General features: G+C 66.8%; 17 protein-coding genes. 7 read left to right on the top strand and 10 right to left on the bottom strand.

Annotation, left to right across the window (positions count from 1 at the left end):
- Window positions 1–51: 51 nt before the first annotated feature.
- From DBO33_RS42875 to DBO33_RS18755, 5 genes are all read right to left on the bottom strand, one after another.
- On the bottom strand, window positions 52–249 hold the full coding sequence (locus DBO33_RS42875; RefSeq protein WP_159080355.1) for a hypothetical protein: 198 nt from the start codon (window positions 247–249) through the stop codon (window positions 52–54).
- 82 nt (window positions 250–331) lie between these two features.
- A complete protein-coding gene (locus DBO33_RS18740; protein WP_199856684.1) occupies window positions 332–775 on the bottom strand; it encodes a YybH family protein in 444 nt (147 codons plus the stop codon).
- A 92-nt stretch (window positions 776–867) separates the two neighbouring features.
- Window positions 868–1,467 carry a hypothetical protein gene (locus tag DBO33_RS18745; RefSeq protein ID WP_159080356.1) on the bottom strand — a complete coding sequence of 200 codons (600 nt, stop codon included), beginning with the start codon at window positions 1,465–1,467 and terminating at the stop codon, window positions 868–870.
- Window positions 1,468–1,497: 30 nt separating this feature from the next.
- Window positions 1,498–3,210: a flavin monoamine oxidase family protein gene (locus DBO33_RS18750; RefSeq protein ID WP_234390908.1), complete on the bottom strand. Its 1,713-nt coding sequence runs from the start codon at window positions 3,208–3,210 to the stop codon at window positions 1,498–1,500.
- A 169-nt stretch (window positions 3,211–3,379) separates the two neighbouring features.
- On the bottom strand, window positions 3,380–3,952 hold the full coding sequence (locus DBO33_RS18755; protein ID WP_107660383.1) for a MepB family protein: 573 nt from the start codon (window positions 3,950–3,952) through the stop codon (window positions 3,380–3,382).
- A gap of 197 nt (window positions 3,953–4,149) precedes the next feature.
- On the opposite strand from DBO33_RS18755, the gene DBO33_RS18760 reads away from it, so the two are divergent.
- The 5 genes from DBO33_RS18760 to DBO33_RS18780 all read left to right on the top strand — a co-directional run bounded on the left by DBO33_RS18760 (window position 4,150) and on the right by DBO33_RS18780 (window position 8,236).
- The gene (locus tag DBO33_RS18760) at window positions 4,150–5,019 is read left to right on the top strand and encodes an LLM class flavin-dependent oxidoreductase (RefSeq protein WP_107660384.1); all 870 of its coding nucleotides are present in this window, start codon (window positions 4,150–4,152) and stop codon (window positions 5,017–5,019) included.
- 54 nt (window positions 5,020–5,073) lie between these two features.
- Window positions 5,074–6,021, top strand: a complete 948-nt coding sequence (locus DBO33_RS18765) for an ADP-ribosylglycohydrolase family protein (protein ID WP_234390909.1) — start codon at window positions 5,074–5,076, stop codon at window positions 6,019–6,021.
- 59 nt (window positions 6,022–6,080) lie between these two features.
- Window positions 6,081–6,290 (top strand): hypothetical protein, encoded by a 210-nt coding sequence (locus DBO33_RS18770; RefSeq protein ID WP_107656208.1) that lies wholly within the window; start codon window positions 6,081–6,083, stop codon window positions 6,288–6,290.
- Window positions 6,291–6,296: 6 nt separating this feature from the next.
- Window positions 6,297–7,142 carry a hypothetical protein gene (locus DBO33_RS18775; protein ID WP_199856685.1) on the top strand — a complete coding sequence of 282 codons (846 nt, stop codon included), beginning with the start codon at window positions 6,297–6,299 and terminating at the stop codon, window positions 7,140–7,142.
- 128 nt (window positions 7,143–7,270) lie between these two features.
- A complete protein-coding gene (locus DBO33_RS18780) occupies window positions 7,271–8,236 on the top strand; it encodes a DUF1152 domain-containing protein (protein WP_199856686.1) in 966 nt (321 codons plus the stop codon).
- A 7-nt stretch (window positions 8,237–8,243) separates the two neighbouring features.
- On the opposite strand, the gene DBO33_RS18785 is transcribed toward DBO33_RS18780, so the two are convergent.
- Window positions 8,244–8,738, bottom strand: a complete 495-nt coding sequence (locus tag DBO33_RS18785) for an Lrp/AsnC family transcriptional regulator (RefSeq protein WP_234390910.1) — start codon at window positions 8,736–8,738, stop codon at window positions 8,244–8,246.
- A 63-nt stretch (window positions 8,739–8,801) separates the two neighbouring features.
- Between DBO33_RS18785 and DBO33_RS18790 the strand changes: the two genes are divergently transcribed.
- Together DBO33_RS18790 and DBO33_RS18795 are read left to right on the top strand one after the other, a co-directional pair.
- A complete protein-coding gene (locus DBO33_RS18790; RefSeq protein ID WP_107656210.1) occupies window positions 8,802–9,680 on the top strand; it encodes an EamA family transporter in 879 nt (292 codons plus the stop codon).
- Window positions 9,681–9,682: 2 nt separating this feature from the next.
- The gene (locus tag DBO33_RS18795; protein WP_107656211.1) at window positions 9,683–10,663 is read left to right on the top strand and encodes an aldo/keto reductase; all 981 of its coding nucleotides are present in this window, start codon (window positions 9,683–9,685) and stop codon (window positions 10,661–10,663) included.
- Between the two features lie 888 nt (window positions 10,664–11,551).
- Here DBO33_RS18795 and DBO33_RS18800 read toward each other — a convergent pair.
- From DBO33_RS18800 to DBO33_RS18815, 4 genes are all read right to left on the bottom strand, one after another.
- Window positions 11,552–12,148 carry a hypothetical protein gene (locus DBO33_RS18800; RefSeq protein ID WP_107656212.1) on the bottom strand — a complete coding sequence of 199 codons (597 nt, stop codon included), beginning with the start codon at window positions 12,146–12,148 and terminating at the stop codon, window positions 11,552–11,554.
- A 77-nt stretch (window positions 12,149–12,225) separates the two neighbouring features.
- The gene (locus tag DBO33_RS18805; RefSeq protein WP_107656213.1) at window positions 12,226–12,630 is read right to left on the bottom strand and encodes a GerW family sporulation protein; all 405 of its coding nucleotides are present in this window, start codon (window positions 12,628–12,630) and stop codon (window positions 12,226–12,228) included.
- Window positions 12,631–12,697: 67 nt separating this feature from the next.
- Complete coding sequence (locus tag DBO33_RS18810) at window positions 12,698–14,179, bottom strand: phospholipase D-like domain-containing protein (protein WP_107656214.1); 1,482 nt, start codon at window positions 14,177–14,179, stop codon at window positions 12,698–12,700.
- Window positions 14,180–14,268: 89 nt separating this feature from the next.
- Window positions 14,269–14,715 (bottom strand): MarR family winged helix-turn-helix transcriptional regulator, encoded by a 447-nt coding sequence (locus tag DBO33_RS18815; RefSeq protein WP_159080357.1) that lies wholly within the window; start codon window positions 14,713–14,715, stop codon window positions 14,269–14,271.
- Window positions 14,716–14,765 lie beyond the last annotated feature (50 nt).

Here is a 14,765-nt window from a genome sequence, read left to right on the forward strand (position 1 = left end):
CCCCCGTCTGGATTGACGGCACGCCGAAGCAATATCGGCGACCTGGTCGCCTCAGCCTTCGGAGTCGGCCGTCGCCACCATGTCGAGCACGAGATCCTGTAATAGTCGGCGCGTCGCATGCGCCTGCGCGATCAACGCCTCCGACGACTCCCCTTCCGCCAAATCGACCAGCTGATTCATCAGATGGCAGAGGGCGACCAGCCTTCGTACGGCTTGCCGCCGCTCACCGCAAGTGAGGTCGGTACGCATACTGTCCCCATCGCGCCACACCGCCCCACCGTTTCGGCCGCCACGCCGTGCGCAACCCCCGCCGCCGAGTTGCTGGTCGCTACTACGGGGTGAGGTCCAGGACTGCGGCTCCGGTGGCGAAGTCCGTTGGTGCCGAGGTGTGGTCGTGCACGATGAGCCACTGTCCGTCGCGCTTCTGGAAACAGGCGGTCCAGCGGAACCAGAGGTCGGTCTGCTGGCCGTCGGCCATGGTGCCCATCATCCGGTTGAGGCTGCGGCTGAAGGCGAGGTCGCCGCCGATGGTGATGTCCAGGTCGCGGATCTCGAAATTGATCGGGCCGGCGAAGTTCTGGAACGTCTCCTCCCACGGTTTGCGATAGGCGTCGGTTCCGACGAAGCGCAGCGGCGGCACGATATCGAACGACACCGTGTCCGCGGAATGGATCGCCATGGCCGCGTCCACATCGCGGTCTCGGAACGCCGCCACCCACTTATCGATCACGCCCCGGATCTGCGCCTCGTCCGTCCCGTTCGCGATGTCGGTCATCATTCCCCTCCAGCTTCCCCGCCGAACCGATCAGCAGGCACGTGTGGTCGAAACCCACCCTGCCAGACCCCACCGACAGATTCGGCCTGCCACTAACCGGGCTGCCAGAACGTGAGGTCATTGCGCGGGTGCGCCGCCACCCACTCGGAAAGGTCGCTGCCGGAACGGAGCCCGCCATCGATGACGGCGCGGTAGATGTCGATGGATGGGCACCGCGGGATCGCTCCGCGCTGCATCAGCGACTTCAGCTCCAGAATCGTGCGCCGGGTTTCCGGGGTCAGCGCGTCGCGCAGCGGACGCACCAGTTGCGCGGCGCACGGCCCGGGGTGGTCGCGGGCCAGCGCCCACATGTCGATCTTCCAGTCGGTGCCGTCGGCGGCGCGGTAGTCGAGCCGCCAGTACAGCCCTTCGTCGGCGTCGTCCAGGTGGTTACCGAACCGCGCCTTGCGCACCTCGTCGAGCATCGCGCAGTCCCGCAACACGGTGAAGCCATCCTCGATCCGTGGTGTGTCGCAATAGATCTCGACGTCGATATCGGGCGCCAGCGCCAACTCGCAGGCCACCGCGCCCACCAGGACCGGCGACCCGAACTCCTGCCAGCGCTCGAAAAGCCGCAACCGGCCGAGGATCTCGTGCGCTTGCCTGACCCGTTCCCGGCTCTGTTCGAGGACATCGGGCGCTTCCGGACTCACGCTGCCGACAATACGACAGCGGCGGGCCACTCAGCGTCGATGGACCTCGACCGCGGCGCGCACGCCACTCTCCAGGGCGCCTTCGATCCATGCGGTGTCGAGGCTGGTGTGGTCGCCGGCGAAATGTGTTCTGCCTTCGACCGTTCGGGTGGCGCCGTGGTGGTCGTGCAGCTGGCCGGGGGTGGGGATGGCGGCCTCGCCGAGTGCGTAGCGGGCACGCACCCAGCTCTGGGTCAGGCCGACGCCGGTGAATTCGGTGTCCACGCGCGGGCCGAAGAGTTCGCGCAGCCCGGCCATCGCGAAGTGGATGCGTTCACCCTCGGTGAGCGAATCCCAGCGCATCGCATCGTCGGCGAAGGTGTAGGACGCCAGCACCACGCCGCCGTCGGAATCCTCGACGTGCGAGGGGAAATAGAGGTTCCGGCTCGGCGAATCGGTGACGCAGCGGCCGCCGCGGAACCCGGTCGGTCCCTGTTCCCAAAACCGAGTCTTGAACTCCAGCAGCACTTTTGTCGCCGCGTCGTGGTGCAGTTCGATGATGGCCCGGCGCTTGCCGTAGGACAGCGGGGGGTCGAAGGTGCAGAACCGGGCGGCGGTGAGCGGGATGGCCACGATCGCGTAATCGGCCTCGAACGACTCGACCGGACCGGTCGGCTGACCGTCGGAGCTTTCGTCGCCGGTCTCGCCGGTGGTCCAGACCCGCACGCCGTGCTCGGTCTGTTCCAGCCGGGTCAGTCGTTTACCCATCAGGATGGCGGGCCCGAGCCGCGCGGTCAGGGCGTCGGTGAGCGAGGCCATGCCGCCCGCCAGTTCCCAGTAGGTGGCATCGGAGGGGATGAGCGTGTGATCGACGAGCGGAAAGACGACGCTGTGCCGCAGCCGGGCGGTCAGATTCTCCAGCGTGCCGACCGCCTCGATACGCTCCTTCGGCCAGCCCTGCTCCCTGAGATAGCGCCGCAGGGAATGGTTTTCGTAGGTGTGCAGCAACTCGGTCCACCCCTCGACCTGCCGCTCGATCGGCTGGTCGGCCGACAGCGCGACCTGACGCAACGCGGCACCGAGGATTTGACGGCTGGCGGTCGTCAACCCGCAGCCGAAGCCCGCGTGCACCGCGCCCGGGTTCGCGGCGTATTCCCCTCGGGTGGTGGTCATTCCGTTGACCCTGAGCAGACCGCGCCCAGCCGAGGGCGGCGGCACGTAACGCTGCCTCGGCCCGTTGGACCACTCCTCGCCGGTGCGCGATCGATAGAACACCGGGGGAGCCGGGGGAGTGGGCGTTTCCACGAGCACGTCGGAGTTGTAGAACGGCCTGCGCAGCACCCCGAGCTTGTCCGCGAGCGCCAACACCATCGGGTGCGCACTGGACAACCGCATCGCCCCCGCCTCGGCGTGCAGGGCGGGATCGGTGAAGACGCCGCGAAATGTCTTGACCCGCCCACCTGTTCGATTCCCGTTGGCCTCCAGCACCGTGATCTGATGTCCCGCCTCGGCCAGCAGGTTCGCCGCGCTCAACCCGGCCGGCCCGGCGCCGACGACAATGATCCTTTTACGCCTGTCCGTCGCGGGCAGACCGCTATCGATGAGGATCTTCAGATAGTCCAGCGTGCGGTCGTTTCCGTGCTCATCGACCCCGAGCAACTGCCGCGCGAGCACCGCACTGCGCTCACGTCCGGCGCTCTCGGAGGAGGTCGGCGCACACGCCGCCGCCGCGAAAGCGCCGGAAGCGACCAAGGTGCCGCGCATCAGACGGCGCCGCGAAACTCCACTCTCTGACAACCCGAACCCTCCCGCACCGTGGAGCCGCTCCGCCATGACGGCCGCAGACGGTACCCGAATCCACAGGTCGCACCGGCGAACTCGACTCCCCGGCCGGTGGCTAGGGCGATTCGCGGCAGCAGATGCACACTGCCAGTCAACTTTTCGCTGATCGGTGATAGAGCATCCGGGCCCGTGCCGCATCGAGCGGTTTGTCGCGGTGCAGTGGCAGGAAGTGCTCCAGCTGCCATGCCTGCGCACCGGCCGCCTGCCGGTTGGTGGTGTGCGCCCACGGCGGATAGACGCGGAAGGCCCGTTTCCCACCGGTGCCCGCCGTCGCGAGGACTCCGCGTTCGTGCAGCACTTGTGTGGGAAACACGAACTGGCCCAACTGGTCTCGCTCCCGAGTGCTGATGACGAAGAGGTCGATGGGATCGGTATGGTCGAAAGGCTGGATCGGCCCACCCGGGGACCGCTTCCACACGGTGACGAATTGCCCGACTTTGGTGGGGGTCGTCTTGGCCGCGCGGAACCGGATCGAGCGGCCGTCGACGGTGAACGAGTGGGCGGCGTACGCGGCGCTCTCTGCTTCGGGGATCGGTTGGGAGCAGGCGAACCCGCAGGGGTCGTAGACGAGCGCTTTCGCGGTGTGCAGGTCGCCATCGACGATGGTCGTCGACCATGGCGTCAGGTCGGCGGGCAGTAGGTCGGTGGCGTGCTCGCCGTTCATGATCACGCGCTCACCTTGGCATGGGCCACCGACAGAACTCGGCGGCCGCCATGGCCGAGCCGGACCGTCTCGAAGCTGGTACAGCAGTCGCGCCATGCTTCGCCAGTGCGGGGGAGTGCTCCCATTCCGGGCGGGTAGCGCTGTCGCGGAATTCAATTCCATTGCGGGGTATGCGTGCGGGCCAGCACTATTCCGGTATGCGTTTCTCGATCAACATTCCGAACTTCGGGGACTTCGCCGATGCCAGGACGGTGGCGATGGCGGCTGTGGCGGCGGAACAGGCGGGCTGGGACGCACTGTTCATCTGGGACCACGTGGTGCACGACAAGGTGGAACGGCGGGGGCAGCCGTTCGGTGATCCGTGGATGCTGCTCACCGCGGCAGCGTTGGCGACGTCCCGGATCGGGCTGGGTACGCTGGTCACGCCGGTGGCGCGGCGGCGGCCGGAGCAACTTGCTCGTCAGGTGGCGACGTTGGACTCGCTCAGTGGCGGCCGGGTTATTTTCAGCGCGGGCCTCGGTGGCCCGGTTGCGGATGAATTCGGCAGTTTCGGGGAGCCGACCGATCCCGTTGTGCTCGCCGAGCGACTCGACGAAGGTCTGGAATTGTTGCAGCGCTACTGGTCCGGTGAACGAGTCGACCATCTCGGCAAGCATTACGAGGTCCGGGACGTCACGTTGCTGCCTGCCTCGACGCAGCAGCCCCGTCCGCCGGTCTGGATCGGCGGGTTCTGGCCCCGTCGGCGTCCGTTCCGCCGAGCCGCGCGTTGGGACGGCGTCGTGCCCCTGTTCACCGGTGCGAGCCACGGGCATGTACCACCCGTCGATGAGTTGCGTGATGTCGTCACCTATGTGCACGAACACCGAAAAGAACATCAGGACAAGCCATTCGAGGTCGTGGTCGGCGGCGTCAGTCCGGGCGATCCCGACAAGGCGCGAGACCTGATCGCCCCACTCGCCGAGGCGGGCGCGACCTGGTGGGACGAACGTCAGCTGATGACCACCGACGCCCTGCACCGCCTCGCGCCGATCATGCGGCGCATCAACCAAGGCCCACCCACCCTCTGACGGGCGGGCCACCAGCCGAGGCGGCCGCCTCCGCCACGGCTACCATCGGACGCGATGCATATCGACTTGATGCTCGATTCACTGGACGGGCTGTCCGTGGGGGACGCGTTGGGTGCGGAATTTCCCGTCATGCGACGGTCGATTCCGGATCTCGGCACCGACAACCTCCCGGCCGGCCCGTGGGGGTGGACCGACGACACCGAAATGGCCTGTTCCGTGGTCGCCGAACTCGGCCGGCACGGCGGCATCGACCAGGATCGGTTGGCCGCCGCGTTCGCGCGACGGTTCGACCCGCGCCGTGAGTACGGCTTCATCGCCGTCAGCACGTTGCGGCGTATTCAGCAGGGTGTGCACTGGCGGGAGGTGTCCGGCGCGGCATACGACAACCAGGGTTCCTGTGGCAACGGTGGCGCCATGCGGGTCGCCCCGCTAGGCGCCTTCTATGCCGGGGACCCGAAAAGAATTGTCGCCGAAGCGGTCCGGTCGGCCCAGGTGACCCATATGCATCGTGAAGGTGTGCTCGGCACGGTCGCGGTGGCGCTTGCGGCCGGGCAAGCCGGGCACGCCCGGTTGAACGGAACTCGGCCCACGCCAGCGGAATTCATCACCGCCGTGCTCGGCCACCTAGACGACGGTGAGACGACCCGCCTGATTCACCGTGCCCGCGCCCTGCTCGGCGCCTCCGTAGCCGAGGCCGCGGCCGAACTGGGCAACGGTTCTCGGGTCACCGCGCAGAACACCGTGCCGTTCACGATGTGGGTCGCCGCAACACATCTGCACGACTATCGGACCGCGATCACGACATGCATTGCGGCAGACGGAGATATCGACACCACCAGCGCCATCGTGGGCGGAATCGTCGCTGCCTACACGGGTACCGCCGGAGTGCCGCAGTACTGGCTCGCCGCACGCGAACCGTTGCCCGACTGGTTCGATCCGCCACGTCGACCCAAACGCTCCGGCATCGGTCGCGTGCGGAACTGGTTGACCGGCGCATCCTGAGGTGCTCGGCTGAGCTGCGGGTCCCGCTGCCGGGTCCGCAGTTCGATTACTCTGACGACGTGGGGTTTACCGAATATGCGCCAGGTGACGTCGTCTACTTCCCGGAGGGGCCGTTCAGCGGTGTCTGCGCGGTGGTCCGGGCGGTCGACACCGGTGGCGCGAAGCTGCGCATCGACTTCGGTGAGGGCGCGGTCCACCGGGAAGGAAATGTGCTCCGGGAGCGGCGGCACAGTCTGACCGTGGGGTTCGACGAGATCGAGCTGGTTTAGGCGCGCGTGTCCGCAAACGCTGCGCGGTCCACCGGCATCTCCGGTCGTTCGGTCGCCGTGCTCGGCACGCTCGCCGTGGGTCTGGTGGCCGCTTTCGTCGCTGCTCCGGGCAAGCTGGCGGCGAACGGCTCGAGCGAAAGCTTCGGCGATGAAAGCAGCCTTCGCGCAGCCCTTCGCGTGGCGTTCGTCGAATATTGGAGTTCCGGCGACCGGGACTTCCCGCCTGCCTTATCGGATGTCGTCGATTATTGGTTCCGCTACCACGTGGTCAAAGCCCTGATAGCAGCCGTTTTGCTGATCGTGCTCGTCGCACTCGCCGTGCTGCTCTGGCGGGCATTCCTGCGGGGTACCCGAAACAGCCCGGCTCTCGCCTCAGCAGGCGGACTTGTCACGCTGCTCGCACTCGCCTCATTGGTGCTGGTAATGGCCAACATCCAGGGTGCGGTAGCCCCCTTCTCCGCACTGCTGCCGATGCTGACGACCGGCGCACCCGACGGACTGCTCGCCGACACGCTCGACCAGATCCGCCTGCAACTCGCCGACTCCCTGAGCGCAGGTGGCCGAACCTCGCCTGCCCTCGACGTGATGATCAGCGACTTCGCGCGCTACCACGTGGCCATGGCCGTGATCGCCGCCGTCGCAGCCCTCGTCCTCATCGCGATGAGCATCGCGTCATGGACAGCGTTCGCGCGAACGACCCTGTCGGACAGACGATCCCGGCGTGTCTGGGGTTCCTTCGGCGCGCTCTTCACGGTGGTGACGCTGGCCCTACTCGTCATCGCCGCGGTGAACACGTCCACCGCCGCCGACTCGGCCCCCGCCCTCCTGGCCTTCTTCGAGGGCGGCTGGTAAACCCCCTGCGTCCGTAAAAGGTTATGCCACAACGCAAGTCGCGGTAAGGCGACAAATTCTGGCACTCGGTGGTGTTGCCGCGTGAAAACCTCATGGCACCAATTCGTCGCCGTCGCCATGATGGCTGTGTGTCTTCGTTCAGCTTGGTCGAGCCGCCGCTGTTCACCCGCCTGCGGAAAGCCTCCAGGGTGCTGATAGCCGGGGCGGGTGGCGGATTCGACGTATACGGTGGCCTGCCGCTGGCCGTGGCGCTCGAGGGGCTCGGCAAGGAGGTGTTCCTGGCGAACCTGTCGTTCAGCGACCTACGCCGCACCCCGATCGATGACTGGCTTGCGCCGGGAGTCGCCGCCGTGCATCCCGACATCGACGGCAATGACGACTACTTCCCCGAACGCACCCTGGCACGATGGCTGGCGAGCACCGGTCGCACACCGATTATCTACGCCTTCCCCAAATCCGGCGTCCGACCTCTGCTGGCGGCGTACCGGGCGCTGATCGATCACCTCCGGGCCGACGCTTTGGTGCTGATCGACGGCGGCACCGACATCCTGCTCCGCGGCGACGAGGCCGCGCTCGGCACACCGCACGAGGACATGACCAGCCTCGCGGCCGCCGCGGCGCTGGCAGACATCGACCGCCTCGTGGTGTCGGTCGGCTTCGGTATCGACACCTATCACGGCGTCTGCCACGCGCACGTACTGGAGAATCTCGCTGCACTGCAACGCCAGAACGCGTTTCTCGGCGCACTCTCCATACCGCCGGACAGCCCGGAGGGCGCGGCCTACCTCGCCGCCGTCCGGCACTCCGTGACCGATACCCCGTTGCGCCCCAGTATCGTTCACTCCCAGATCGCGGACGCGTTGCGCGGCGAATTCGGCGATGTGCACGCCACCACCCGCACCAACGGCACCGAACTGTTCGTGAATCCACTGATGGCGATGTACCTGACCATCGATCTTCCGGCGCTCGCCCACAGCGTCGAATACCTACCGCTGCTTGCGCAGACCGAGCACGCCTACCAGGTGGTGCAGGTCATCGAAGCGCATCTGTCGGCACGCCCGAATCCACGTCCGCACTGCCTCATTCCGCACTGACGCCGGTTCATGACGGGATGGGCAGTGGTCGCCGCGGCACCGGCTCGGCGACGACGATCGATGTGGTCGTCTGCCCGAACATGAGGAACCCGTCGAGTATCTCCTCGAGTTGAGCGATCGACGGCCCGTGCACCTGGAGGAGGAAGCAGTCTTCGCCGGTGATGCGGAAGCACTGCACCACCTGCGGTGTATCGCGAGCCGCCGCAACGATTTTCGGCAGCTGGCCGGGCCCGGGTCGGATGCGCACCAGGGCGGTCACCGGCATGCCGAGGGCGGCCGGGTCGACCTCCATCCGGAAGCCGGTGATCACGCCGTCGCGTTCCAGTCGCTGCACCCGTTCGGTGACCGCGGGCGCTGACATACCGACGCGGCGGGCGAGCTCGGACATGGACAGCCGTGGATCCGCGTGCAGCTCGTTGAGCAGCCGCACGTTCACCGCGTCCAGCAGCCGTGATCGCTCGGTAAAGGAATCTTGGCCATTTTGCCTCGGTTTTCCAGCCAACTCACGCCTTCTTCCTGGAAAGTGCCATTCCGGTGACCGGTGTTTCTTAGGAAGATACTCCGCATGACAACACCGTCCGGGCTCGCTACGCAGCGAACCGCACCGCGGGTGCCGGCGTCGGCCTACTTCGGCATCAGCGCGATTTTCCACTATCTGGGGCCCGCCTTCGCCGTGCTGCTGTTCGCCCGCGTGGACGTGCTCGGCGTGGCCTGGCTGCGAATCGCCGCCGCCGCAGTGGTTTTCGCGGTATGGCGTAAACCGTGGCGGCTGGTTCGTCGGCTCACACCGGAACAGCGGTGGGTACTGCTCGGGCTCGGTGTGGTGCTCGCGACCATGAACGCGACGTTCTACCTGGCCATCGACCGGCTGCCGCTGGCCACCGTCGGGGCGATCGAATTCCTCGGCACGATCGTGCTCGCCGCGATTGGTATACGCAACGGGCGCAACGGGATCGCTCTCGTGCTCGCCATTGCCGGAGTGGTCACGTTGGTCGACATCCAGTTGGCCGGTGCGCCATGGGGTTTCGTCTTCGCCTTCGTGAACTGCGCGCTGTTCATGCTCTATGTGGTCCTCGGTCACCGCATCGCGAACACCGGTGAGGGACTGTCCGGCGTCGACCAGCTCGCCGCCGCGATGCTGATCGCCGCAGTCGTCGCGACACCGTTCTGCCTCGGCGCGGCCATCCCCGCCCTCACCAGCCCGGCGGCGCTGCTGGCCGGCGTGGGCGTCGGCGTCTGTTCGTCGGTCATCCCGTATGTCACCGACCAACTCGCCATGGCCCGATTGCGCCGCCATACCTTCGCATTGATGCTGAGCATCCTGCCCGCCGTCGCGACGGTGATCGGCATCTTGGTGCTCACCCAGATACCCACCCTCCAGGAGTTGACCGGCATCGCGTTGATCGCCGGCGGTGTCCTGATCCACCAAGAAAGCAAGGAGTAACGATGGAGTATCGCCGGTTGGGCACCTCCGGTCTCACCGTGTCCCGGATCTGCCTCGGCATGATGAGCTACGGCAGCCCCGACTCGTGGGCCTGGATGCTCGACGAGGATGCCGCGGCACCGATCGTGCGGCAGGCCGTCGAGTCGGGCGTGACGTTCTTCGACACCGCGGACATGTACTCCGACGGGGCAAGCGAGTTGATCACCGGCCGGTTGCTCGCCCAGCTGTTTTCCCGCCGCGACGACTACGTGCTGGCCACCAAGGTCTACTTCCCGATGGGCTCCGGCCCGAACGACAAAGGCCTGTCCCGCAAGCACATCATGTCCGCCATCGACGCCTCGCTCGACCGGCTCGGCGTCGACTACGTCGACCTGTATCAGATCCACCGCTGGGACAACGAGACTCCCATCGAGGAGACCATGCACGCCCTGTACGACGTCGTCGCCGCCGGCAAAGCCAGATACATCGGCGCCTCCAGCATGTTCGCCTGGCAGTTCGCCAAAGCGCAGCACGTCGCCGAAACCCACGGCTGGACCAAATTCATCTCGATGCAGAACCACTACAACCTCGCCTACCGCGAGGAAGAGCGCGAAATGATCCCACTCTGCCGCGACCAGGGCGTCGGCATCATCCCCTGGAGCCCCCTGGCCCGCGGCCTGCTCACCGGCTCCCGCGAACGAGGCGGCGGCCAGACCACCGTGCGCTCCGGCACCGACCCCATCGCGGACGCCATGTACACCGACGACGACTTCGACGTAGTCGACGCGGTACGCGAGATCGCCGCCGAACGTGCCCTCCCACCCGCCCAGATCGCCCTCGCCTGGCTACTCGGCCGCCCCGGGGTGACCGCGCCGATCGTCGGAGCAACCAAGATCCGACACCTCGAGGATGCAGTCGCCGCGGTCCCGATCCGGTTGAGCGAGAAGGAGATCGCCACACTGCAAGCGCCGTACCGTCCGCACCCAGTACTCGGCCACCAATAGCGTTGCTGTGGAAGGGCGTTCATACCGAGGCTCGGGTGTGCACTTCGCCCGCGCCCGCGCCCGCGCCCGCGCCCGCGCCCGAAAGACGCTGCCGGACCCACACACGTCCCGAGAAACGATGCGAGTCAGCAGACGCTCGCTGCGGCGCGCCTTCCAGCATCGCCGGACAGGCGGGACATGGCACCGCCAAACTCCAGTAACCGCGCCCTGACGTCCCGCTGGGTGGGCAGCGGCCCGCCGGACGCGACATGGCGGCGGCAAACGCGAGTAGACGCGCCCTGACGTCCCCCTCTGCGATGAGCAGCCCACCGGAACGGGACAGGACGGCGGCGAAGCGCGAGTGGCCGTGCCATGATGTCCCGCTCGGTGGTCAGCGGCCCGCCAGACGGGACAGGACGGCGGCGAAGCGCGAGTGGCCCCGCCCTGACGTCCCGCTCAGTGATCGGCGGCCCGCCGGACGGGACATGGCGGCGGCAAACGCGGGTAGCCGCGCCCTGACGTCCCCCTCTGCGATGAGCAGCCCACCGGAACGGGACAGGACGGGCGGCGAAGCGCGGGGTCCGCGTCCTGATGTCCCGCTCGGTGGTCAGCGGCCCGCCGGGCGGGACATGGCGGCGGCGAAGCGCGAGTGGCCGTGCCCTGATGTCCCGCTCGACGATGAGCGGCCCGCGGGACGGGACATTGCGGCGGCGTAGCGCGATTGCCGCTGTGGCTGGCCTTCGGAGCGGGAACGCTACTGCCCGAGTGTCTTTCGAGGCCGAACCGATCGCTTACGTTCGGCTGCATATCCGACCTTCAGGCGCTTGTCGAGGCGCAATCTTGCGCGAGGCGTGACCGACCGCCGATCTCGTCCGAGCAGTGGTCCGCGAGCTCAGTTCTGCAGGGCGTCTAGGTCGCGATGTCCTCGGCCGACTCCAGCGCCCTCATGAAGTGGGTGAGCAAGGGCCAGGGAAGGTTCATCTCGCCGTGCGGGGTCAGCACCACCCGGTCAACCGTGGCCGGAGTGAACGGGCCGTTCGGTGTGCGGTCCGGGACGATAACGTCCAGGTAGTGGTTGGCGTTGGGATCCGGGTCCGGAACACAGAGTTCGTAGCACCATGCGTCGCGATCGCTGAAGTAGAACGAGTTGACCTCGAATCGCTGGTCTCCGTAGTGCCAGGCGTTATTGGTCCGCCTGATATCGCCGACCACCTCAGCGGATTGGTTCTTGGCGAAGATATCTCCGGAGGCTTGCACATAGTCGCGGAACCGGCGCAGGACCAGCCATGGGATCGACCCAGGCCCGAAGCTGACCACAACGTCGCGCTGAGACTTCGGGACGAACAGGCCCTCGTCGGGAGTCTCGTCCGCGATGCTGACATCGAGGTGCGGCCCGGTGCCGGGCGGGCCGGTAATCCCTTGCAGTGCATAGATCCAGGCGTCGTCGGTCAGGCAGTAGTACGAGCTGACCTCGTACAAATTGCCGCCGTGCTCCCAGATCTCCACACCGGCAGCATCGCACGGAACCGTCGGCGGCGCGGGTGGGTCAGTCCGGGCTGCTCAGCGGGAGCCGGCTGACTTGATCAGAGCGAGGGGCGGGAATCCTTGTGCAGGACGCGAATGATTCTCGAAGCGGCGAGTCCTGAGGCGAGCGCGAGCAGTGCTGTGATGGCTCGGCTCCCTCGGTTGCCGATCGAACGGTAACGGGCTGTGCCGCCGCGGATTTCGATGTAGCCCATGGCGCGTACGTCTGCACCGCCACCTTCGGCTCCGTCGCTGGATCCGGTGCGACTGTATCCAATACGTGCGCGCGCGACGGGGATAACTGTGATGCCCTCGGCAGTGACGGGCTCACCGAAAACTGTTGCCGCACGGGCTTGTTCACCGAGAACGCCTGCCCCCTGCTGCCGCAGTCCCGCAGCGATCGCTGCGACATCCGCCCGGTCGATCGCATCGAGCGAGGCGTCAGGCTCCTGTGCTGCCTCCATTGCCGTGAACCCCTCTCCAACCGTCGCAACCTTCCACCGAACAGTAACCGGCAGCCGATGGCGGAAGTCAGCGTGCCGCCCCCGCCGCCTTGAATCTGCGGATACCCCGGCTCAGTAATGGCCTGTCCCACAGGCTCGGTGGCGTGTGTTCGGGATCCATCAGTTCGTTCTCCGCCAGCGGGCTGTCCTCGTCCTCGACGGTCGCCGGCTCGAATCGCACCAGGGTGCGGCCGTCGCCGCGCAACGCCTCAACCGTGCGCAGCAGCGACGACGTCTCAGTCAGAATGGCATCGAACTTCGCGGGTTCGGCACCGAGATGTTCGCAGATGAGCTGGCGCCGGATGCCGAGGATGGTTTCGCGCAGCTGGTCACCGTTCGCGGTGGCGGGGGTAACCTCCACGGCCAGATCGCATTCGGTGTCGAAGCCCATCGAACGGTTGTTGAGGTTCGACGATCCCACCCGCAGCAGTCGATCGTCCATCACCAGCACCTTGGCGTGCACATAGATCGGGGTGCCGGCGTCGGTGACGGGGTAGTAGACGCCGAGCCGGTTCTCGGTATCGGCCTTCCACAACAGGTGCAGTAAGCGGCGGCGAGCACCATCCATCGCCAGTTGCTCGAGCCAGCCGTCGGCGTGCCGCGGCAGCACCAGCACGATCTCCGGACCGTTCGGCTCGCGCAGCCGCGTGGCGATCGCCTCGGCGAGGGTGCGCGAGGCCAGGTACTGGCTTTCGATGTACAGCGACCGCGTGGCGCCCGCGATCGCCGCCAGATACAACGCCTCGATCTCTCTGACCTCAGCGCGGTCGGCGAGCTGGGGGAGGGTGCGCGCGATACCCACATCCACGGACCGCATCGTCGGCTCCAGCCCGTCGGGCCACGGTGTGTCCCCGGCGATGTCGTCGACCGCAGCCAATTGTTGTCCCGTCGCTGCTTTCCACCGGGCCCTGGCCAATTCGCCGATCGCCTTCGCCGCGGCACCGTCGACGGCGGTGGTCGCGTCGTGCCACGGTCCGTACCGGTTGCCGTTCGGCTTGGTGCGGTAGTGGTTGTCGTCGCGGTGGTCGCCGGTGTCCCAGCGGTCGACGGTCATGTCGATGCCACCGCAGAACGCGAGCGCGTCGTCGATCACCACGATCTTCTGATGGTGCGCCGAACCCAGCGGGTGCGCGCCGTCCATTTCGAAGTGCAACCGCCGATCGGTGATCCAATTGACGACGAAGATCGGTGTCATCCCGCGGCTGATCGCGGCGAACGCGCCGACGTTCCATTTCAGCAGGTAGATCTCGAGGTCCGGTCGCACTTTCGGCAGCCAGGACAGGAATCTGCCCAGCCGATCAGGTCCTTCGAGGGTCTTGCCGTGCGGTTCGAACTTGATCCGGGTATCGAAGTCCCAGCCGATCAGCACAATGCGCTTGCGCGCCTGCAACATCGCGGACTTGGCATAGCGGAAATAGTCCGCCGCATCGACAATGCACGCCAGCCGATCGGCCCGGGCGATCTGCCAGCAGGTTTCGCCGGGGGTGAGGATTTGCTGCTCGTCGCTCATGCTGTAGTCGGTCCTCCGTCCGGCCGGACACCCGTTCCCGCAGGTGAACGATTCAGAGTACTGGTAACAGGCGAGAATTCAGGGGCAGGTCAGTCCGGGCTGGTTGTCATGTGGGTGTGCATCTGCTCGAGGATGCTTTGCAGGCTGCGTCGGCGCGCCGGGGTGAGGGTTCCCAGCGCCGCGCGGACGCCGTGCATCCCCTCGCGCAGCTGCTCGGCGATCGCGGCGCCCTCGGCGGTCGCGACGACCTTCTTCACGCGGCGATCGGCTTGGTCGATGTGCCGCTCGACCAGTCCACGCTGTTCCAGTCGATCGATGAGCAAGGTGATGTTCGATGCGTCACAGGACAGGTCGCCGGCCAGTTCACGCATTGCTCGCGGTTCGGCCAGCAGGCAGACCAGCTTGGCTTGGCTGTAGGTCAGGTCCAAGCTCTGCGCCGCAGCGAGAAAGTCCTGTTGGTAGACGCGGCAGAACTCCGAGAGGGTCGCCATGACATCGAGTGCGGTCGGCGCGACCGGTGGCGAGGAGTGTGGCACAGTGCAAAGGTATGCCCAATACTTGACGAACTCAAGTTTCTCAGCGGGTT

The sequence above is a fragment of the Nocardia suismassiliense genome (assembly GCF_900269665.1).
GTDB classification, from domain to species: Bacteria; Actinomycetota; Actinomycetes; order Mycobacteriales; family Mycobacteriaceae; genus Nocardia; species Nocardia suismassiliense.

What these genes read in the sequence shown, in the direction of transcription:
- DBO33_RS18740 (WP_199856684.1), bottom strand. Translation starts at nt 775, where the DNA reads ATGACCGACATCGCGAACGGGACGGACGAGGCGCAGATCCGGGGCGTG.
- DBO33_RS18790 (WP_107656210.1), top strand. Translation starts at nt 8,802, where the DNA reads ATGACAACACCGTCCGGGCTCGCTACGCAGCGAACCGCACCGCGGGTG.
- DBO33_RS42875 (WP_159080355.1), bottom strand. Translation starts at nt 249, where the DNA reads ATGCGTACCGACCTCACTTGCGGTGAGCGGCGGCAAGCCGTACGAAGG.
- DBO33_RS18760 (WP_107660384.1), top strand. Translation starts at nt 4,150, where the DNA reads ATGCGTTTCTCGATCAACATTCCGAACTTCGGGGACTTCGCCGATGCC.
- DBO33_RS18755 (WP_107660383.1), bottom strand. Translation starts at nt 3,952, where the DNA reads ATGAACGGCGAGCACGCCACCGACCTACTGCCCGCCGACCTGACGCCA.
- DBO33_RS18795 (WP_107656211.1), top strand. Translation starts at nt 9,683, where the DNA reads ATGGAGTATCGCCGGTTGGGCACCTCCGGTCTCACCGTGTCCCGGATC.
- DBO33_RS18805 (WP_107656213.1), bottom strand. Translation starts at nt 12,630, where the DNA reads ATGGAGGCAGCACAGGAGCCTGACGCCTCGCTCGATGCGATCGACCGG.
- DBO33_RS18810 (WP_107656214.1), bottom strand. Translation starts at nt 14,179, where the DNA reads ATGAGCGACGAGCAGCAAATCCTCACCCCCGGCGAAACCTGCTGGCAG.
- DBO33_RS18750 (WP_234390908.1), bottom strand. Translation starts at nt 3,210, where the DNA reads ATGCGCGGCACCTTGGTCGCTTCCGGCGCTTTCGCGGCGGCGGCGTGT.
- DBO33_RS18765 (WP_234390909.1), top strand. Translation starts at nt 5,074, where the DNA reads ATGCATATCGACTTGATGCTCGATTCACTGGACGGGCTGTCCGTGGGG.